14 protein-coding genes are annotated in these 19773 nt (G+C 75.6%); 9 read left to right on the top strand and 5 right to left on the bottom strand.

Annotated features, from left to right (window positions below):
- Positions 1–105 precede the first annotated feature (105 nt).
- The 8 genes from FZ988_RS19090 (at position 106) to FZ988_RS17560 (ending at position 11611) form a co-directional block, all read left to right on the top strand.
- Positions 106–624, top strand: a complete 519-nt coding sequence (locus FZ988_RS19090; protein WP_246169603.1) for a transporter substrate-binding domain-containing protein — start codon at positions 106–108, stop codon at positions 622–624.
- Positions 621–1619: a cation efflux transmembrane domain-containing protein gene (locus FZ988_RS19095; RefSeq protein WP_246169604.1), complete on the top strand. Its 999-nt coding sequence runs from the start codon at positions 621–623 to the stop codon at positions 1617–1619. The genes FZ988_RS19090 and FZ988_RS19095 overlap by 4 nt, the downstream gene beginning before the upstream one ends.
- Before the next feature lie 104 nt (positions 1620–1723).
- A complete protein-coding gene (locus FZ988_RS17535) occupies positions 1724–2329 on the top strand; it encodes an arsenate reductase/protein-tyrosine-phosphatase family protein (RefSeq protein ID WP_281287206.1) in 606 nt (201 codons plus the stop codon).
- Between the two features lie 75 nt (positions 2330–2404).
- Positions 2405–4549, top strand: coding sequence for a thioredoxin domain-containing protein (locus FZ988_RS17540; RefSeq protein ID WP_149205321.1), 2145 nt, complete (start codon positions 2405–2407; stop codon positions 4547–4549).
- Between the two features lie 261 nt (positions 4550–4810).
- Positions 4811–6208: an MFS transporter gene (locus tag FZ988_RS17545; protein WP_149205322.1), complete on the top strand. Its 1398-nt coding sequence runs from the start codon at positions 4811–4813 to the stop codon at positions 6206–6208.
- A gap of 45 nt (positions 6209–6253) precedes the next feature.
- Positions 6254–8494, top strand: coding sequence for a molybdopterin oxidoreductase family protein (locus tag FZ988_RS17550; protein ID WP_149205323.1), 2241 nt, complete (start codon positions 6254–6256; stop codon positions 8492–8494).
- Positions 8491–10362 (top strand): FAD-dependent oxidoreductase, encoded by a 1872-nt coding sequence (locus tag FZ988_RS17555; protein WP_246169605.1) that lies wholly within the window; start codon positions 8491–8493, stop codon positions 10360–10362. The genes FZ988_RS17550 and FZ988_RS17555 overlap by 4 nt, the downstream gene beginning before the upstream one ends.
- A gap of 142 nt (positions 10363–10504) precedes the next feature.
- Positions 10505–11611, top strand: coding sequence for an FAD-dependent oxidoreductase (locus FZ988_RS17560; protein WP_149205324.1), 1107 nt, complete (start codon positions 10505–10507; stop codon positions 11609–11611).
- A 55-nt stretch (positions 11612–11666) separates the two neighbouring features.
- Here the strand turns inward: FZ988_RS17560 and FZ988_RS17565 are convergent, their stop codons facing one another.
- The 3 genes from FZ988_RS17565 to FZ988_RS17575 all read right to left on the bottom strand — a co-directional run bounded on the left by FZ988_RS17565 (position 11667) and on the right by FZ988_RS17575 (position 16928).
- On the bottom strand, positions 11667–11900 hold the full coding sequence (locus FZ988_RS17565) for a DUF6480 family protein (RefSeq protein ID WP_149205325.1): 234 nt from the start codon (positions 11898–11900) through the stop codon (positions 11667–11669).
- 151 nt (positions 11901–12051) lie between these two features.
- Positions 12052–14091 (bottom strand): YhgE/Pip domain-containing protein, encoded by a 2040-nt coding sequence (locus FZ988_RS17570; protein ID WP_149205326.1) that lies wholly within the window; start codon positions 14089–14091, stop codon positions 12052–12054.
- A complete protein-coding gene (locus FZ988_RS17575) occupies positions 14088–16928 on the bottom strand; it encodes an MMPL family transporter (RefSeq protein WP_149205327.1) in 2841 nt (946 codons plus the stop codon). The genes FZ988_RS17570 and FZ988_RS17575 overlap by 4 nt, the downstream gene beginning before the upstream one ends.
- Before the next feature lie 172 nt (positions 16929–17100).
- Here FZ988_RS17575 and FZ988_RS17580 point away from each other — a divergent pair, with 172 nt between their 5' ends.
- A complete protein-coding gene (locus tag FZ988_RS17580) occupies positions 17101–17724 on the top strand; it encodes a TetR/AcrR family transcriptional regulator (protein ID WP_188079167.1) in 624 nt (207 codons plus the stop codon).
- 202 nt (positions 17725–17926) lie between these two features.
- On the opposite strand, the gene FZ988_RS17585 is transcribed toward FZ988_RS17580, so the two are convergent.
- Positions 17927–18700 (bottom strand): FGGY-family carbohydrate kinase, encoded by a 774-nt coding sequence (locus FZ988_RS17585; RefSeq protein ID WP_149205329.1) that lies wholly within the window; start codon positions 18698–18700, stop codon positions 17927–17929.
- 39 nt (positions 18701–18739) lie between these two features.
- Positions 18740–19558 (bottom strand): FGGY family carbohydrate kinase, encoded by an 819-nt coding sequence (locus FZ988_RS17590; protein WP_149205330.1) that lies wholly within the window; start codon positions 19556–19558, stop codon positions 18740–18742.
- Positions 19559–19773: the final 215 nt, after the last annotated feature.

A 19773-nucleotide genomic window follows, 5' to 3' on the forward strand; every position in this document is an offset into this window, starting at 1 on the left:
GCCCGACGGCGAGGTCGCCGGGAGGGGTGAAGCGACCGCGTCCGGGGCTGCGGCACCTGCGCCACATCGAGATGCGGCGCGCCGCCGTTCGCCTTAGATGTACTCATGGCTCGCACGACCACGCGTCGCCGCCGGAGCCCTGCGCTCGCCGTCGGGCTCCTCGGCGCCCTTCTTCTCATCGCGTCGGCCGGCTGCGGAGTGACCGTGCCGACGGACCCCGACGGGACGCTCGACCGGGTGCGCGGCGGGGTGCTGCGCGTCGGCGTCTCGCCCGCGCCGCCGTGGACCGCACCGGCGTCCGACGGGAGCGCCCCCGGGCCTGGCGGCATCGAGCCCGACCTCGTCCGGGCGTTCGCCGAGACGCTCGACGCCGAGGTCGAGTGGACCTCCGGCGGCGAGCAGGCACTCGTGGACGGTCTCGAGCGGGACGAGCTGGACCTCGTCGTCGGCGGCCTCACGGCGGACAGCCCGTGGGTGGACCACGCGACGCTGACGTACCCGTACGCGCAGGCCACGGGGCCCGAGGGCGACAAGGAGCTGCACGTGATGGCGGTCCAGGTGGGCGAGAACGCGTTCCTCGTCGAGCTCGAGCGCTTCCTCCTCGACCAGGACGTGCGGCCGTGACCAAGTTCGGGCACACCGAGCTCCCCCAGGAGCAGGAGCAGGCGCTGCGGCGCGCCATCCGGCTCGCGTGGTGGACCATCGGGTTCCTCGTCACCGCCGTCACGCTCGTCTACCTGGTCATGGGCAGCTCCCAGGCGATGAAGGCCGCGTGGGCCGAGGACCTCCTGTCCTTCATCCCCCCGGTCTCGTTCCTCGTCGCGGTCCACCTCACGCGCCGCCCGCCCAGCCCACGCCACCCGTACGGGTACCACCGGGCGATCGGGGTCGGGCACCTCGTGGCCGCGACCGCGCTCGTGACGATGGGCCTGTTCCTCGTCTGGGACTCCACGTCCGGGCTCCTCGCCGCCGAGCACCCACCCGTCGGCCTCATGGTCGTCGCCGGGCAGCCCGTGTGGTCGGGCTGGCTGATGATCGCCGTCATGGCCTACACGGCGGTGCCGCCGGTGCTGCTGGGCCGCGCGAAGATGCCCCTCGCCCGCGCGCTGCACGACCGCGTGCTGCACGCCGACGCGGACATGAACAAGGCGGACTGGATGACGGCGCTCGGCGGCATCGTCGGCGTGCTCGGCATCGGGCTCGGCCTCTGGTGGGCCGACGGGGTGGCCGCGCTGTTCATCTCGGGGAGCATCCTGCGTGACGGGGTCGGCAACCTCCGGGTGGCGGTCAGTGCCCTCATGGACGCGCGCGCCGAGACCGTCGACGGGGACGAGCCCCACCCGGTGGTCGGCGAGCTCGACGCGCGTCTCGAGGCCCTGCCCTGGGTCGCCCGGGCACGGTCGAGGGTGCGCGACGAGGGGCACGTGTTCCACGTCGAGTCGTTCGTCGTCCCCGCCGACGGCCGACCGCCCACGTTCGACCAGCTGCGTGCGGCACGGGAGGCTGGCGACGCGCTCGACTGGAAGGTGCGGGACATGGTGGTGGTCCCTGTCGAAGAGCTGCCCGAGGAGCTCCTGCCGGGCCTGGACGCAGAGCCTGCGGGGCACGACGCCGGGTAGGGACTCCCCGCCGGGGCGGCGGGCCGGCCCCGGCGTGGCGGCGGGCCGGCCGCGTCGGGGCGGCAGGCTGGCCGCGCGCCGCTGCGAGCCGCCACACTGGGCCCGTGACGCCGCCCCCCGCAGGAGCCCCGACGCCCCCCGGCGGCATGCGGGCCCCGTTCGCCGTCCTCGCCGTGTGCACGGGCAACATCTGCCGGTCCCCGGCCGTCGAGCGGCTGCTCGCCGCCGGGCTCGGCCCAGGTTCGGGTGTCGTGGTCACGAGCGCGGGGACGCGGGCCGTCGTCGGGCACGGCGTGTCCGACCCGATGGCCGCTCTCCTGACGTCCGCCGGCGTGTCACCCCAGGGCTTCGCGGCCCGCCAGATCACGCGCGAGGACGTGCGCGGGGCCGACCTCGTCCTGGCCCTGACCCGGGCGCACCGGACCGCCGTCGTCGAGCTCGAGCCGTCGGTGCTGCGCCGCACGTTCACGCTGCGCGAGCTGGCGCGACTCGCCGCGGACGTCGACCCGGCCGACCTCCCGCACGGCACGCCCGCGCAGCGGCTCGCGGCCCTCGTCCCGCTCGCCGCGGCGAGGCGTGGGCGTGCGCGGGTCTCGCCCGCCGACGACGACGTGGTCGACCCGTTCCGGCGCAGCGACGCCGTGTACGCGCAGGTCTTCGACGTGCTGACGCCGGCCGTCGACGCCGTCGTGGCCGCCGCGCGCGGCTGACCGACGCGACAGGACGCTCCGGCCACCCGCCGGCCACGACGCGCGCACCGGTCACCGACCTCGCAGACTGGGGCGATGGCCAACCGCCTCGCCGCGAGCACCAGTCCCTACCTCCAGCAGCACGCCGACAACCCCGTCGACTGGTACGAGTGGGGCGAGGAGGCGTTCGCGGCGGCGCGCGCGCGTGACGTCCCGCTCCTCATCTCGGTCGGCTACGCGGCCTGCCACTGGTGCCACGTCATGGCCCACGAGTCGTTCGAGGACGACGCGACGGCCGCCTTCATGGACGAGCACTTCGTCGCGGTCAAGGTCGACCGTGAGGAGCGGCCCGACGTCGACGCCGTGTACATGGCGGCCACGCAGGCGATGACGGGCCAGGGCGGCTGGCCCATGACGGTCTTCGCGACGCCCGACGGCGAACCCTTCTACTGCGGCACCTACTTCCCTCCCCGCCCGATGGGCGGGATGCCCTCGTTCCCTCAGGTCCTCGCGGCGATGGCCGCAGCCTGGCGCACGCGGCGCGGGGAGGTGGACCGGAGCGCGGAGGGGATCCGTGAGGCCCTGGCGGACACGGGCCCCGCGCTCGCCCTGCCCCACGGTGCGGTGCTCGACGACGCCGCCGCACGCCGCGCCGTGGACACCGTGGAGGCACAGTTCGACCGCGCACGCGGAGGCTTCGGCGGTGCACCCCGGTTCCCGCCGTCGATGCTCCTCGAGTGGCTCCTGCGCCACGCGGCACGGTCGGGTGCGCTCGACGCCGACACCGACACTCCCCACGCCGCGTCGGGCCGCCGCGCGCTCGCGATGGCCGGCGCGACGCTCGAGGCCATGGCCCGCGGCGGCATGTACGACCAGCTCGCGGGTGGGTTCGCGCGGTACTCGGTGGACGCCGACTGGGTGGTCCCCCACTTCGAGAAGATGCTCTACGACAACGCCCTGCTGCTGCGGGTCTATGCGCACTGGTTCCGCGCGACCGGTTCCCCGCTGGCCAGGCGGGTCGTCGAGGAGACGGCGACGTGGCTCCTCGACGAGCTGCGCACGCCCGAGGGCGGCTTCGCCTCGGCCCTCGACGCGGACTCCCCAGGCGCCGACGGCCGCCCGAGCGAGGGCGCCTTCTCCGTCTGGTCGCCGGCGCAGCTCACCGACGTCCTCGGGCCCGACGACGGCGCCTGGGCGGCGCAGCTGTGGGACGTCACGCCGACGGGGACGTTCGAGCACGGCACCTCGGTGCTCCAGCTCCGGTCCGAGCCGGACGACGCGGTGCGGTACGCCTCCGTCCGTGCGCGCGCGGCCGCAGCACGCGGCAGGCGACCGCGCCCCGCCCTCGACGCGAAGGTCGTCGCGGCCTGGAACGGCCTCGCGGTCGCGGCCCTGGCCGACGCGGGGGTGATCCTCGAGCGACGCGCATGGGTGGAGGCGGCGACGACCGCGGCCGAGCTGCTCGTCCGGGTCCACCTCACCCGCGGGCCCGCGGGTACCCGCCTCGCACGCACCTCGAGGGACGGCGTCGCGGGTCAGGCACCCGGCGTCCTCGAGGACTACGCGGACGTCGCCGAGGGCCTGCTCGCCCTGTTCTCGGCGTCGGGCGACACGCGGTGGGTCGGTGTCGCGCAGGAGCTGCTCGACGCGGTGCTCGACCGGTTCGCCGACGGCTCGGGCGGCTTCTTCGACACCGCCGACGACCAGACCGACGCCGTGCTCGCCCGGATCCGCCGCCCCCGGGACCCCGCCGACGGGCCGACACCGTCGGGCCAGGCCGCCGCGGCGGGTGCGCTCGTCACGCTCGCGGCCCTGACCGGCTCGGCGCGTCACCGAGACGCCGCTGAGCGAGCCCTGACCGAACCGCTCCTCCTGGCCCAGCGGCACCCGCGCGCGGCGGGGTGGGCCCTGGCCGTGGCGGAGGCGCTGCTGGACGGCCCGCGCGAGGTCGCCGTCGTCGGGCCCCGGGACGACCCCGCCACGCGGGCGTTGCTCCGCGCGGCGACGCGCGCGACGGCCCCGGGCGCCGTCGTCGCGTTCGGCGACGCGCCGCCCGACGCTCGGGCGGCGCGGACCGACGCCGACACCCGTGATCGCCAGGCGGCGGTGGCGGTGCCGCTCCTCGCCGACCGGCCGACGGTGGACGGCCTGCCGACGGCCTACGTGTGCCGTGGGTTCGTCTGCGAGAGGCCCACGACGGACGCCGAGGCGCTCGCACGTCAGCTCCGCGCGGCACCCTGACCCAGGCGTCCGACCCGCGGCCGGGGCGTCCGATGCACGGCCCAGGCCTCGGGCCGCCGACCTCCCTCGCCTGCCCTCCTGCGTTCCCCCTCCCCGCGCGCGTTCTCACAGCTGCGCCGCGCGACCTGTGCGCGGATGGATCCGGCGCGGTAACAGCCGCGCACATCCGCCCGAAACACCGCCTGCCTAGCGTCGGGGCGACGCCGCAACGGCACCGACCGCCCGGGCCCCCGGCCCGCCCCGAGCCAGCAGGAGGCAGCGATGACGGCATCGACCACCGTGACCTCGCAGGACCCGGCACGTCCCGGCGCACCGACCGACGTGGCGACGCCCACGACGTCGGCCCCCACGCCGGGGGCCGTGCGCCGCGGCCGCTGGATCGATCACTGGGACCCCGAGGACCCCACGTTCTGGGCCGACGGCGGCCGCCGCGTCGCCCAGCGCAACCTCTACCCGTCGATCTTCGCGGAGTTCCTGGGCTTCGCCGTGTGGGCGTCGTGGAGCATCGTCGTGCCGCAGCTCGCGTCGGTCGGCTTCGTCCTCTCGGTCGACCAGCAGTTCTGGCTCATCGCGGTCCCCAGCCTGGTGGGCGCGACCCTGCGGATCCCGTACACCTTCGCGGTCCCCCGGTTCGGCGGGCGCAACTGGACGGTCGCATCGGCGATGCTGCTCCTCCTGCCCGCGGGTGCGCTGGCCTACGTGGCGTCCCGCCCCGAGACCCCGTTCTGGGCGCTGCTGGGTGTCGCGGCGCTCGCCGGCCTGGGTGGCGGCAACTTCGCGTCGTCCATGGCCAACATCTCCTTCTTCTACCCGGAGCGGGAGAAGGGCAAGGCGCTGGGCCTCAACGCGGCGGGGGGCAACCTCGGCACGGCGGCCGTCCAGCTCACCGTCCCCCTGGTGATCGTGACCGCCGCGGGCCTCTCGCTCGAGCGCGCCGGGCTCATGTTCGTCCCGCTCATCCTGCTCGCGGCGTTCCTCGCGTGGCGCTTCATGGACAACCTCGCCGGCGCCAGGGCGGACTACCGCGCGTTCGGCGCCGCCGTGCACAACCGGCACACGTGGGTCATCTCGTTCCTCTACATCGGCACGTTCGGCTCGTTCATCGGGTACTCGGGCGTGTTCCCCACGCTCCTCGCCGGCCAGTTCCCGGAGGTCACCGTGAGCATCGCGTTCCTCGGCGCGCTCGTGGGCTCGCTGGCACGCCCCCTCGGCGGCATCCTCGCCGACCGCTGGGGCGGCGCACGAATGACCATCGCGTCGTTCGTGGTCATGGCGTGCGGGGCCCTCGGCGCGATCACCGCCCTGAGCAGGCACAGCTTCCCGCTCTTCCTCGGCTCCTTCCTCGTGCTGTTCGTGGCGACAGGAGCGGGCAACGGCGCGACGTACCGGATGATCCCCGCGGTGTTCCGCGTCGGGGCGACCACTCCCGAGCGGGCCCAGCGTGCGCGCAAGGCGGCGGCCGGCTGCATCGGGATCGCCGGCGCGATCGGTGCGTTCGGCGGGTTCCTCATCCCCCGGGGCTTCGCGCTCTCGACGGGCGCCACCGGGTCGCTCGCCCCCGCACTGTGGGGCTTCCTCGGGGTGTACGCCGTGATGGCGGTCACCACGTGGGCGGTCTACACGCGCCGGTCCGCGCCGATGAGCGCCGCGGGGATCTGAGTGCCGCCCCGCTCACGGCTCGGCGCACCGGTGCGAGCAGCCGACGTGGACGTCGCGCCGACCCCCACGCACTGCCCGTACTGCGCGCTCCAGTGCGCGCAGACGCTCTCGGCACCCGACGACGCCGCACGTGCGCTCGGCGCCCCGGTCACCGTGGCGGGTCGCGACTTCCCGACCAACCGCGGCGGGCTGTGCCAGAAGGGCTGGACGAGCGCCCAGGTGCTCGGCGCCCCGGACCGTCTGACGTCGCCCTGGGTGCGTGGCGCCGACGGCGAGCTGCACGAGGCCACGTGGGACCAGGCGCTCGACCTCGTGGCGGGGCGGCTCCAGGAGATCCGCGCGGAGCACGGGCCCTGCGCCGTCGCGGTGTTCGGGGGCGGAGGGCTCACCAACGAGAAGGCGTACGCGCTCGGCAAGTTCGCGCGGGTCGTCCTGCGCACCCCGTTCATCGACTACAACGGCCGCTTCTGCATGGCCAGCGCGGCGGCCGGGGCCAACCGGGCGTTCGGCGTGGACCGGGGCCTCCCGTTCCCGCTCGCCGACCTGGGCGGTGCGCAGGCCGTCCTCCTGCTCGGCTCCAACCTGGCCGAGACGATGCCCCCGTCCGTCGCCCACCTCGCCGGTGCCCGAGCGTCGGGCGGTCTCGTCGTCGTCGACCCCCGGCACTCGGCCACGGCGTCCCTGACGCAGGAGGGCAAGGGGCTGCACCTGCAGCCCGTCCCGGGCACCGACCTGCCGGTGCTCCTGGGCCTGCTGCACGTCGTGTGGGCGGAGGGCCTCGCCGACACCGCGTACCTCGAGGACCGGACGACGGGCGCGGACGCGGTCCGTCGCAGCGTCGCCGCATGGTGGCCGGAGCGGGTCGAGCAGGTCGCGGGCGTCCCCGCGCAGGACCTGCGCCGCACCGCCCGGCTGCTCGCCGCCGCCTCCCCGGCACGGGGCGGCACGGGCGCGTACGTCCTGACCGGGCGCGGGGTGGAGCAGAGCACGCAGGGCACGGCGACCGTCACGGCCGCCATCAACCTGGCCCTGGCCCTGGGCCTGCCTGGACGGGTGGGCAGCGGCTACGGCGCGATCACCGGCCAGGGCAACGGCCAGGGAGGCCGCGAGCACGGGCAGAAGGCGGACCAGCTGCCCGGGTACCGGTCGATCACCGACCCCGATGCACGCGCGCACGTCGCAGCGGTGTGGGGCGTGGACGCCGCGGACCTGCCCGGGCCCGGGGTGCCGGCCGTCGAGCTCCTGCGCCGGTGCGGCACGCCCGACGGCCCGCGCGCGCTGCTCGTGCACGGCTGCAACCTCGTGGTCAGTGCGCCGGACTCCGGCCGGGTCGTCGAGCGCCTCGCGGCACTCGACCTGCTCGTGGTGTGCGACGTCGTGCCGTCCGAGACCACGCGTCTCGCCGACGTCGTGCTGCCCGTCACCCAGTGGGCCGAGGAGGAGGGAACGATGACGTCCCTCGAGGGCCGCATCCTGCGCCGGCGCCGCGCCCTGAGCCCTCCGCCGGGCGTGCGCACCGAGCTCGAGGTGCTCCACGCGCTCGCCGCCCGGCTGGGGGTGACCAGTGGTTTCCCGACCGACGCCGGCGCGGTGTTCGACGAGCTCGCGCGGGCCAGCGCGGGCGGCCGGGCGGACTACAGCGGCGTCTCGCACGCCCGTCTCGACGCGGAGCCCGAGGTCGCGGTGCACTGGCCGTGCCCCGCGGGCACCGACGTGGGCGCACGCCACCCCGGCACACCCCGCCTCTTCCTCGACGCGTTCGCGACCGTCGACGGGCGCGCCCGCATGGTCGCCGTCGACCATCGCGGCCCCAGCGACGACCTCCGACCCGAGGCACCGCTGTACCTCGTCACGGGCCGCGTCCTGCAGCACTACCAGTCGGGTGCGCAGACGCGGCGGGTCCCGGCCCTTGCCGCCGCGCAGCCCGAGCCGTTCGTCGAGATGCACCCCGCGCTCGCGGACCGGCTCGGCATAGGGGACGGCGAGCTCGCCGCCGTGACGTCGTCGCGCGGCACGGCTGTCGCGGTCGCGCGGGTGACGGACTCCGCCCGGCCGGACACGGTCTTCATGCCCTTCCACTGGCCCGGCGAGGGCAGCGCCAACCGCGTGACCACGGACGCCACCGACCCCGTCTCCGGGATGCCGGAGTTCAAGGTGTGCGCGGTGGACGTGCGTGCCGCGGGCAGCCCGGTCCCGCCGAGGCCGGCACGGGTCAGCACCCCGGAGCCGGCAGGACGCCCCTCGGCGGGCTCGACGGGTTCGCCGGTGGGGACGGCGCAGCGGTGAGCGGGTCCGAGGCCGCCGTCCTGACGGCGCTCCCCACGCCCGCGCCTCGCCCGGTGTCGCCCGCACGCCGCCTGGTCGTCGTCGGGCACGGCATGGTCGGCTCGCGCCTGGTCGAGGACCTCCTCGCGCGTGCCCCCGGTGCCTACGCGGTCACCGTGCTGGGCGAGGAACCGTACGAGCCGTACAACCGCGTGCTCCTGAGCGAGGTCGTCGCGGGGGTCGTCGACGTCGCGTCCCTCACGCTGCCGTCGGTGCCCGCCGGCGCGCCGGGCACCGCGTCCGTGGACGTGCGACGCGGGACGTGCGCCGTCGCCATCGACCGCGAGCGCCGCGTGGTCGTCGCCGACGACGGGGGCACGCACCCCTATGACGTGCTCGTCCTCGCGACGGGTTCGCGCGCCCGCGTCCCCGCGATCACGGGCCTGACCGCGCCCGAGGACCGGCGGGACCGGGACGTCGCCACCGACGGCGCCGGAGCGCCCCCGCGCCCAGGGCTCCCGGCGGGCGTGCACGCGCTGCGCACGCTCGACGACGCCAGGGAGATCGTCGCCGCCGCAGTGAACGCGCACGCCGCGGTCGTCCTCGGTGGCGGTGTGCTGGGCATCGAGGCCGCGGCCGGGCTCGCCGGCCGAGGTGTACGCGTCACGGTGGTGCACGGCGGGCCGCACCTGATGGACAGGCAGCTCGGGCCCGAGGCCGCCGCCGCGGCCGAGCGCGCGCTCGACCGCCTCGGCGTGGGCCTCCGCACGGGCGCGACGGCGCGCGAGGTGGTGCTCGAGGACGGCCACGTGCGGGCCCTGCGCCTGGGGTGCGGGACCGTCGTGCCCGCGGACCTGCTCGTGCTCACGGCCGGCACGGTCCCCGCGGCCGAGCTCGCCGCCGCCTGCGGGCTCGAGGTCCGTCGCGGCGTCGTCGTCGGCCCGGACCTGGCGACCCGGGACCCGGCGGTGCACGCGATCGGCGACTGCGCCGAGCCGCCCGAGGGGGCGACGGGCCTGATCGCCCAGGGCTGGGAGCAGGCACGCCGCCTCGCGACCCGGCTCGCACGCCAGGCGGTCCCGCCCGAGCGAGCGCCTGGTCCCGCCGAGGCCAGGACGGCGGCGGAGCCGACGGTCGCCCCGGACGCGGGCCCGTCGGCTGGGGCAGCCGCGTCGGAGCCCCCGCCGCCCACCGACGTCGTACGCCTCAAGGCGCGGGGCGTGGAGGTCGTCGCGATGGGACGCGTCGGCTCACCGCCGGACGCGCGCGCCGGGTCGGTGGAGGACCGCCCGGCGACGGTCCCGGGCCGTGAGGCCCTGCCCGCGGCGGCGCCGACGGCGCCGGCGTACCGGACCGTCCGCCTGAGCGACCCGGATGCGGGGCGGCACGTCGAGGTCACGGTGGCCGGCGGCGTGCTCGTCGGCGTCACGTGCGTGGGCGCGGGGCCCGTGGCCGCGGACCTCGTCGCGGCGTACACGCGCCGCACACCCGTGCCCGACGACCCGGCCCACCTCCTCCTGCGCCCGCCGCGCGGCGCGGCGTCGGCCACCGCCGAGCCCTCCCCCATGCTCATGCCCGACCGCACGACGGTGTGCCGCTGCAACGGGGTGACGAAGGGCGACCTGGTGGCCACGTGGCGGTCGGGCGGCAGGTCGGTGGAGGACATGGCGGCGTCGACCCGCGCGACCACGGGCTGCGGGGGCTGCACCGAGGCGGTCTGCGGCATCCTCGAGTGGCTCGGCCGCACGGACCCACCGACCGCTGCCGGCGCCGGCGTCACCTCCGGCGCGGCGACCACTCCAGGCGCAGGCGCCGGAGCCGGCGCGGGCACGGCACACGACCCTGACCCGGGTCAGACGTCCCATGTCTTGGCGGTCCGCACACGCTGAGGTGGTCATGCCGCGACTGACGCGGCAGGGTGGGTCGGGCCCGTCCGGCCGCACCCGGGCCGGGTGTCCGGCCCGCCGCCGGGCGAGCACGGACGACGCCGGGCGGTGCCGACCAGGAGCGAGTCGACCAGGAGGTCGCAGGATGCAGCAGCGCGTGGTGGTGGTCGGTGGCGGGTACGGCGGCGTCGCCCTGGCGAAGGCCCTCGACGACGTCGCGGACGTGGTCCTCGTCGAGCCCAAGGATGCGTTCGTCCACGCGACCGCCGCCCTGCGGGCCGTGGTCGACCCGACCTGGCAGGAGCGTGTCTTCTTCCCCTACGACCGGGTGCTGACGCGGGGCCGGATCGTCAAGGACTGGGCGCGGCTCGTTTCCCCGGGCGTCGTCCGGCTCTCCACGGACGAGTCGCTCGAGGCCGACCACGTGGTCCTCGCGACGGGTACCGGCTACCCCTTCCCCGCGAAGTTCCTCGAGGACGAGCGCGCCGTCGCGAGCGCCCGGCTCTCACGCATGCGCGCGGCCCTCGCCCTGTGCGACCGGGTGCTCGTCGTCGGGGCCGGTCCGGTCGGGCTCGAGCTCGCCGGTGAGCTGACCTCCGCGTTCCACGGGCTCCGGGTGACGGTCGTCGACCAGGAGGACGACATCCTCCCGCTGGGTGACTACCTGCCGGGGCTGCGGGACAGCGTGCGCGACCAGCTCCTCGCGCGTGGTGTGACGCTCGAGCTCGGCTCGCCCCTGGGCTACCTGCCCCCCGTCGACGTCGGCACGTACGAGCCGTTCGTCGTCGAGACGGCGGCGGGCAGCGAGATCAGCGCGCAGATGTGGTTCCGCTGCTACGGCTCCCGCGCGGTGACGGGGTACCTCGACGGCGAGCTGGGGCGCGACCTGCACCACGACGGCACCATCCCCGTGACGGCGCACCTCAACGTCGTCGGGCAGGACCGCGTGTGGGCGATCGGTGACATCACCGACGTCCGCGAGTCCAAGCGGGCGTCGGCGGCGCGCGACCACGCGCTCGTCGTCGCCCAGAACATCCGCGACGTGATCGAGGGCCGCGCCCCTGGCGCGACGTACGCACCCGCCCTCGAGCGCATCGTCCTCCCGCTGGGGCCCGACGGCGGCGCCTCCCAGGTCGAGCAGCCCGACGGCACGCGCGTCGTGCTCGGTCCCGAGCAGACGAGCCGGATCAAGGGGGCCGACCTGTTCAGCGGGATGATCGGCGAGATCTTCGGCCGCCGCGCGGCCCGCTGAGAAACCCCGTCGAGCTCACGGCCCACCGAGGGCCGCGGCACGCGGGCCGTGGGGCTCAGCCGATGAGCCCCACGGCGTACCCGACCAGCATGACGACGACGAGTGCCACCACGGCGAGGATCCCCACGTAGACGCCAGCGTTCGCACCCGCCGAGGGCAGGTCCGGCTGCTCGTTGGTCACGCCCGACGTCGATGCCTCACCCGGCGGCGTGTCGCCCGGCGCGACGCCGCCGCCGGGCTCGAGACCCGGCGTCTGCTCGGGCTGGGGGTCGGTGCTGGGGCTGGTCATCCGTCCACGCTAGCCACGCGGCCGCGGGCCGCAACCGGCCGCCGTCCGTCATCTCCGGCCGCCACCCCCGGTCTCGGCCGCCACCGCCGGGCGTCCGGCCGCGACGAGGCGACCACCCGCACGCCGGACGGAGGTCGGCCGGCCCGGCCGGTCAGGCGATGGCGAGCTCCGCCCGGAGCTCTGCCACGCTGGTCTGCTGGCGGGAGCGGGCCACGACCGCGCTGACGGCCAGCGCAGCGACGAGCCACGCGCCGAGGGCCGCGACGACCGCCGTCAGCGATCCCACCTCGCCGCCGAGCGTGAGGTGGGCGAGGCCGTCGACGACGAGCGGGACCGGCAGCGCGCCGTTGAGGGCCCGGAAGAACGCCGGAGCGGTCTCGATCGGGACGAGGCCCCCGAGCGCCGCCGCCTGCACGGCGAGCAACGCGATGGACACGAGCCAGCCCACCCGGCCCCACAGGGCGACGAGCGCCTGGTTCACCGCGGCGAAGACGAGGGCCGCGAGCGCGGTGAGCCCGACGGCCGCGACGGGCGACGCGAGCGAGACGCCGAAGAGCGGGAGCGTCGCGCCGACGAGGGTCGCCTGCCCGAGCGCCCACAGCGCGGCCGTGCGCCACCCCGCGAGCGCCACGCGCAGGCCGGAGGCCGGTGAGCGCAGGGCGCGCACGGGGAGCGCCTCGAGCAGCAGGTAGGCCGCGAAGGCGCCGAGCCACAGGGCGAGCGCGACGACGAGGGGAGCCGGGTCGGTCGCACCGCCGGGCGACTCGTTGATCCGCGTCGCCTCGGTCACGACGGGCTCGGCGACGACCGCGGCGAGCTCCTCGGCGTCCTGCGCCGAGGCGGGCAGCTGTGCCGCACCCGCGGCGAGCCCGTCGGCCAGGGTCGTCGCGCCCGTGGTCAGCTCGCTCGCCCCGGCGGCGAGCGCGGCCGCGCCGTCGGCGGCACCCTGCGCCCCGTCGGCGGCCGCGGCGGTGCCGTCGGTGACCTGCGACGCACCGGTGGCGAGCTCACGCGCCCCGGTGCGCAGGGTGGAGACCCCCTGCGACAGCGTCGTGGAGCCTGCCGCGAGCCCTGCGACGCCCTGGGTCAGCGCGGGGGTCTGGGTCGCGAGCGTCCCCGTGCCGGCGGCGACCTGGGCCGCTCCGGCCTGCAGGGTTCCCGCAGAGGCCGCCAGCTGGTTCAGGGAGGCGCAGAGCTCCGGCGCGCCACCCGTGCCCGGGCACATCTGGGCCAGGCCCGCGAGCCCGGTCGAGAGCTGCGTCATGCCCGTGCTCACCCCGGCCGCCCCGGTCGCCAGCGCCTGGGTGTCCTGGGGCATCGTCACGGTCTGCGTCGCGAGCGTGCCGAGTCCCGTGGCCAGGCCCGAGGCACCCGTCGCGAGCTGGGCGGTCCCGGCGGACAGCTCGGCGGCCCCGTCGGCGAGGTCGGCGGTACCGGTCGCGAGGTCGGCGAGGCCTGTGCTCAGCTCACCCGTGCCGGACGCGAGCTGCGTGGCGCCGTCGCTCACCGACGTGACGCCGGCCGCGAGCTGCGCCGCGCCGTCGGCCGCGTCACCGAGCTGGACGCCGAGCTCGGCGAACCCGCCGAGGGCGGCCGCGAGGTACGTCGTGGTCAGCTGGCGTCCCAGCGTCGTGGCCGCGGTCTGGGCGACCTGCTCGCTCAGCAGTCCGACGAGCGCGCTCGACGAGTCGTTGCTGCGCACGCTGATCCGCGCGGCCTCGGGCGTCCCGCCCGCGGCGCCACCGGACCCGGGTGAGGCGCCCGAGCCGGCGAGGCCGGCGATCGTCGCGGAGAAGTCCTCGGGGATCGTCAGCACGGCCTGGTAGGTCCCGTCGACGAGGCCTGCCTCGGCGTCGTCGGCGTCCGTGAGCTCCCAGTCCAGCGACTCCTCCTCGGGGTCCTCGGGAGAGGTGAGCGCACCTGCGAGGAGCCTCCCGGCCGCGATCGTCTGCGCGTCGTCGCCCGTGCCGGACGTCACGATCTGGTCGAGGTTCACGACAGCGGCGGGGATCCGGTCGAGGTTGTCGGTGCGACCGCTCAGGGACGCGAGCGCCACGACGCCGCACAGGGCGGGCAGCAGGATCGCGACGACACCACGTCCCAGGGCCGTCCGGTCCGGCCGGCGGATCGGGCGCATCCCGTGCGCGCTCTCGTGGGTCTCGGTCACGGGCGTGGCCTGGGTCGCGCTCACCGCGCCACCTCCTGGGTGCTGGTCGGCGCCGGGGCCGACGGGTCGACGGCGGACGTGGTCGGCCCGCCCGTAGGTGCGGCAGCGCGGCTCGGGGCCGCCTCGGGAGCACCGGAGCCGCTGGCGAGCGGGAGCGTCAGGAGGTCGTCGGGCACGATCGCGTAGGCGGCTGACGGGTCCGCGCAGCCCGCGACGACCGTCCGTCCGTCGCTTGCGAGCTCGACGAGCGCCTGCCACCGGGCGGCAGCCTCCGCGGGGTCCGCCGGCCGTCCGGGCACCGGCTGGTCCACGTCGTCGACCACGACGAGCCCCGGCCCCTTCCCCCAGCCTGGACCCAGCAGCGCCGGCAGGGCGACGCCCGACGGCCAGCGCGTGACGAAGTCCACGTTCGAGCGCAGCCACGAGGACTCGTCGGGGACGACCCGGTCGAGGACCACGAGCGTGCCACCCGACGGGCGCAGGCGGCCCGCGACGGCCGAGAGCAGCGCGCGGCGCGCGACCCGGTCCGCGCTGGTCACGACGAGCACGCGGCCCGGCGGGACCGTCGCGCTGAATGGTGCCGCGAGCGGCTCGTGGTCCTCGCCCAGCAGCACGTCCTGCGCGCGCACGGCGACGGGCCCGTGCTCGGCGACCCAGGCCTCGTGCGCCAGGTGGTGCTCGAGCGCGGCACCCTCGACGTCGAGCGACGGGAGACGACGGTCGAGCCATCGTGGCAGGGCCCAGGCCCGGTCACCGAGAAGGGCGAGGACCGCCGGGACGAGGGTCATCCGCACGAGGAACGCGTCGACGAACACGCCGACCGCGAGGCCAAGGGCGATCGGCTTGACGGTGGCCTCAGCCGCGGGGATGAACGCCGCGAAGACGCTGATCATGATGACGGCCGCGGCGGTCACCACGCGAGCACTGGCACGGAAGCCCGTCCGGACCGCGCGACGCGCATCGGCGCCGTGCACGTAGGCCTCGCGCATCCGGGAGACGAGGAAGACCTCGTAGTCCATCGCGAGCCCGAAGAGCACGCCCATGAGGATGATCGGCAGGAACGAGATCACCGGCCCCACCTTGGCGACGTTGAGGACGTCCGCGAACCAGCCCCACTCGAACACCGCCGCGACCGCTCCGAAGGCGGCCAGCACCGAGAACAGGTAGCCGACGGTCGCCTTCAGGGGCACCGCGATCGAGCGGAACACGAGAGTGAGCAGGATCAGGGAGAGCCCGACGACGAACACGCCGAACGGGAGCAGGGCGTCCGCGAGACGCTCCGACACGTCGATCGTGACGGCCGTCTGGCCGGTGACCTTGAGGTCTGTCACGCCGTAGCGCTCCTCGAGCGTCGCCCGCTGGTCGCGGATCTCGGCGACGAGGTCGGCGGTCGCCGGGTCGGACTGGCCGGTCTCCGGCACGACCTGGACGATCCCGAGGTCGGCGGTCGCGTTCGGCGTCGACAGCCCGACGGCCGCGACGCCGTCCAGGGCGCGCAGGTCGTCGGCGAGGCCCGCCATGACACCGAGGGGATCGGTCGTCCGGATGATGTCGACGGTGACGAGGAGCGGCGTGTTGAACCCTTCCCCGTAGGCGTCCGCGACGAGGTCGTAGGTCTCGCGCTGCGGCGAGCCCTCGTGCGCGGTGCCGTTGTCCGGCAGGCCGAGGGCGAGGTCCTTCGCGGGGACGGCCATCGCCAGGAGCCCGGCGACGACGAGCACGACGGTCAGGACGGGGAGGCGCGTGACGAGGACGACCCAGCGCGCGCCGAGCGTGTGGTGCACGCGACCGTCCTCGCTCGGCTCGACCCCGCTCTGCTCGGTCATCGCCCGGGCTGCGGCCCGTGAGCCTGCGCGGGGACGCAGCCGCTCCCCCACCACGGCGAGGAGCGCCGGGAGCGCGGTGAGCGCGACAGCCACCGCGACGGCGACGGCGAGCGCGGCGGTGAGACCCATCACGGTGAGGAAGGGGATCCCGGCGACGAACAGGCCACACAGGGCGATGACGACGGTCGCCCCCGCGAAGACGACGGCGCTCCCGGCCGTCGCGACGGAGCGGGCGATCGACTCGTGCACGTCCATCCCGGTCGCGAGCTGGCTGCGGTGCCGGGACAGCACGAAGAGCGCGTAGTCGATGCCGACGGCGAGGCCGATCATCAGGGCGAGGGTCGGGGCGGTGCTGCTCACGGGTGTGAAGGCCGCGATCGCCAGGACTGCGGCGAGGGCCGCGCCGATGCCGAGCACGGCCGTGAGGAGCGGCAGGCCGGCAGCGAGCAGGGACCCGAAGGTGATCGCGAGGACGACGAGCGCGACGAGGACGCCGAGGCCCTCGGTCGCCGAGACGTGGACGCTCGTCTGGGTGAACACCGACCCACCGAGGTGCACCTCGAGGCTCGAGCCTTCCGGGAGCGTCGCGGCGGCCTCGAGGGCGGGCACCGTCTGCGGCGCGAGGTCGCCGAGGTGCGAGCCCAGCTGGACCGTCGCGATCGCGTGCCGGCCGTCGTCCGACAGCGCCAGCGGGTTCGTCCCGTCGAACGGGTCCGCGACGGCGACGACGTCGTCGACGTCGGCGACCTCGTCGAGCACGGCCGTCACCTCGGCGGCGTGGTCGGCGATCGAGTCCCCCTGGGGTGCGACGAACACGAGCTGGCCGCTGGTGCCCGAGATCTGGGGGAAGCGCTGCCCGAGGACGTCGAGGCCGTCCTGCGCCTCGGTCCCGGGGATGGTCAGGTTGTCCTCGAGCTGGCCGCCCGTCGCGACGGCTGCGAGGCCGGTACCCACGAGCAGGACGAGCCAGACGAGCAGGACGACGCCCCGGCGCCGGGCCATGGTGCGCCCGAGGCGGTAGAGCTGTGAGGACATCGGGTCTCCAGTCGAGCATCCGTGACGGCCCGCGCGAGCAGAGGGCTGTGCCGTCGCGCAGGGGTGGGGAGCCCCGCCGTCGGGGCACTCGATACAGTAACGTATCCGATACAACAACGTATCCCACCGGGAGAAAGGTGCCGATACGAGCCCGCCGCTACCCTGGACAGCCGTGACCGCCGAACCCGTACCCTCCCGCCGCCGCGCCAACACGCGAGCGCGGCTGCTCGAGGCCGCCGCAGAGGTGTTCGCGGACAAGGGCCTCGGTGCCGCGACGGTCGACGACCTCGCGGGTGCTGCGGGCTTCACGCGTGGCGCGTTCTACTCGAACTTCTCCACGAAGGAGGACCTCTTCTTCGCCCTGTTCGAGGCACTCTCCGCGCGCATGGTCGACAGCGTCCGGGAGACGGTCGAGTCGGCGCCCGACTACGACCTCGGCCTCATCGGCGCGGTGCTCGAGCGCCTGCGGCCGCAGGCCCGCGCCTGGTACATCGTCCAGACCGAGTACCTGCTCCTCGCGATGCGGAACCCGGAGGTGGGGCGGCAGTTCGCGGCGCACCGCAACAAGTTCGAGGGCGAGTTCGCCGACGTGGTGATGGCGGCGCTGACCCGGCTCGGCCGGCGACCGACGCTTCCCGTCGAGCAGCTCACCGAGGCGCTCGCCTCGCTGTACATGAAGAACCTCGCGGTCGAGGCGCTCGCCGGGGACGCACCCCGGCGTGACGGCGAGCCCGGACGCTTCATCGCCGACACGCTGCCCGCCGTGCTCCTGGGCCTCTCGGAGCCCCTCGCCTGAGCGCACGCGCCCGTGGCGACCCACACTCGTCAGGCGCGCACCACGACCGGTCACCGACTCCCCCGCCGGCTGGGCACACCGGGCCAGCCGGGCACCGACCACCCGCCAGCCGGGGCCACCGGGCCAGCCGGGCACCAACCATCCGCCGGCCGGGCCCCCAGGGCCCCCTGACCACCCGCCAGCAGGGCCCCCAGGGCACCGCTCACGCGGGTTGCGCTGGCTCGAGCGCAGCGGCCACGAACCTCTCGTACATCGCGTCGTACTCACCGGCCCCGGGTCCAGGGGCACGCCTGCCTGCCGGGCGGGGCTGGTCGTCGACCGAGTCCAGCACCGGCGCCTCCCCCGAGAGCAGACGCCCGACGTCGGCCCCGAGCACGCCCGAGCGAGTCAGCGCGAGGAGCCCGGCTCCCATCGCGACAGGCTCCTCGGCGCGAACCCACCGCAGGCTCCCCGGCGTCACGCGCCGCTTCGTCTCGGCCCACAGGGGTATGGCCATCGCCGGCCCGCCGAGCACCCGGAGGGGGCTCCCGGCGCGAGCACCCTCGTGCGAAGCGCCACCACCGCGCCCGGCCAGCACTGCTTGGGCGTCGAGCATCCACCGCGCCTGCAGGCACACGCCCTCGGCGACGGCACGCACCAGCTCCGACCGCGGTATGTCGGCGGGGAAGACGCGGACACGCGCCGACGCGTCGGGAGCCGGTGTCTGCCGACCCGCGAGGTAGGGCAGCACGATCACACCCGTGGGCGTCGGATCCGCCGCATGCTGCCTGGCGGCTTCTGCGAGGGCACCTTCGAGTGCCCCGGGACCGACTCGCTCGGCGAGCCAGCCGAGCATCGCACCGGCGCTCGAGGTGCCCGCGAGGACGGCATCGTGGACCCCGGAGACCGTGCGCACCCAGCTCATGCCGGCGTCAGCCGTGCGTCGGGGGTCCGGTGGGCTGCTCAGCACCGTCAGCACGGCCTCGGCGGTCCCCACGGAGTCGGCCCGGTCACCGGGCCCGCGGACCCCGGCCGCTCACGCGCCGACCGCGTGGTCGTGCCCGGCGATCACCACAGGCGTCCGACGACTCACGCCCGCCCGCACGAACGCCTCCCTGGCATCCGCCCAGTGGTCGCCGACAGCGGGCAGGCCGGGTAGGCGCCCGCCGCCCGCGCCGCCGACGTGCCCCGAGAGCTCGGTGGGACCCGCGACTCGGGGCAGCTGGCCCGGCGTCAGCCCGACCGCCGCCAGGAGATCGGCATCGAACTCGCCGGCCATGGCCGGCGACGCGCCACCCGCACCCAGACCGCCCGCGCCAGGCGTCCTGTACGCCATCGTGCGTCCGGCGAGCGTGTGATCGGTGACGAGCTCACCCGTCAGTGCGAGGGCGACGAGGTCGGCGGCACCAGCCCAGTAGGCCATACGCGCCATGACCTCGGGATGAGCAGCACGCAACCACGCCCAGGTGGCCAGAGGGACCTTGGCGCTCGGACGCACACCGGTGGCCGCGAACAGCGCCTCGCGTCCGAAGTTCTGCGACAGTGCCGAGGCCTCGGCACCGGCCCGATGTCCGTCCCAGCGCACCAGCTCCATGAGCGGCGTGCCCGAGCGGTCCAGCGGGACGCCCGTCTCGGCCATGGAGGCGATGCCCACGGCGTGGGGCCAGACTCCTGGTGGAACGACCTCCGACACGAGCCGCACCACGCACGCCACCAACCCGTCGGCGTCGGCGGGCGTGCGCTCTGTCGCAACGGCTGCGGCACGCGGAGAGACCGCCGTAGAAGTCAGGTCGATCAATGCGACCTTGGTGTTGGTGCTGCCGACGTCGATGCCGAGCGCATGGATGTCACTCATGACGCGCAGCACACGATTGCCTTCACGGTCCCATTCTCGGCCCCCGGCCTCTCCACGGAAACCCACCGCCGGGCCTCGCCCCCGACGACACCCGCGCCGCCCACGAGGAAGCCCATCGGACGGGCCGCGCTGCGTACAGCTTGTCCGGCGGTCGTGGGTACGCAAAAGAGGGGCCACCGTGGGGTGGCCCCTCTTTTGGAAGGGTTGTTCGGCGG

The sequence above is a fragment of the Actinotalea subterranea genome (genome assembly GCF_008364845.1).
Lineage (GTDB): Bacteria > Actinomycetota > Actinomycetes > Actinomycetales > Cellulomonadaceae > Actinotalea > Actinotalea subterranea.

Coding starts and splice junctions, on each gene's coding strand:
- FZ988_RS19090 (WP_246169603.1), top strand. CDS start 106: ATGGCTCGCACGACCACGCGTCGCCGCCGGAGCCCTGCGCTCGCCGTC.
- FZ988_RS17540 (WP_149205321.1), top strand. CDS start 2,405: ATGGCCAACCGCCTCGCCGCGAGCACCAGTCCCTACCTCCAGCAGCAC.
- FZ988_RS17545 (WP_149205322.1), top strand. CDS start 4,811: ATGACGGCATCGACCACCGTGACCTCGCAGGACCCGGCACGTCCCGGC.
- FZ988_RS17560 (WP_149205324.1), top strand. CDS start 10,505: ATGCAGCAGCGCGTGGTGGTGGTCGGTGGCGGGTACGGCGGCGTCGCC.
- FZ988_RS17565 (WP_149205325.1), bottom strand. CDS start 11,900: ATGACCAGCCCCAGCACCGACCCCCAGCCCGAGCAGACGCCGGGTCTC.
- FZ988_RS17575 (WP_149205327.1), bottom strand. CDS start 16,928: ATGTCCTCACAGCTCTACCGCCTCGGGCGCACCATGGCCCGGCGCCGG.
- FZ988_RS17590 (WP_149205330.1), bottom strand. CDS start 19,558: ATGAGTGACATCCATGCGCTCGGCATCGACGTCGGCAGCACCAACACC.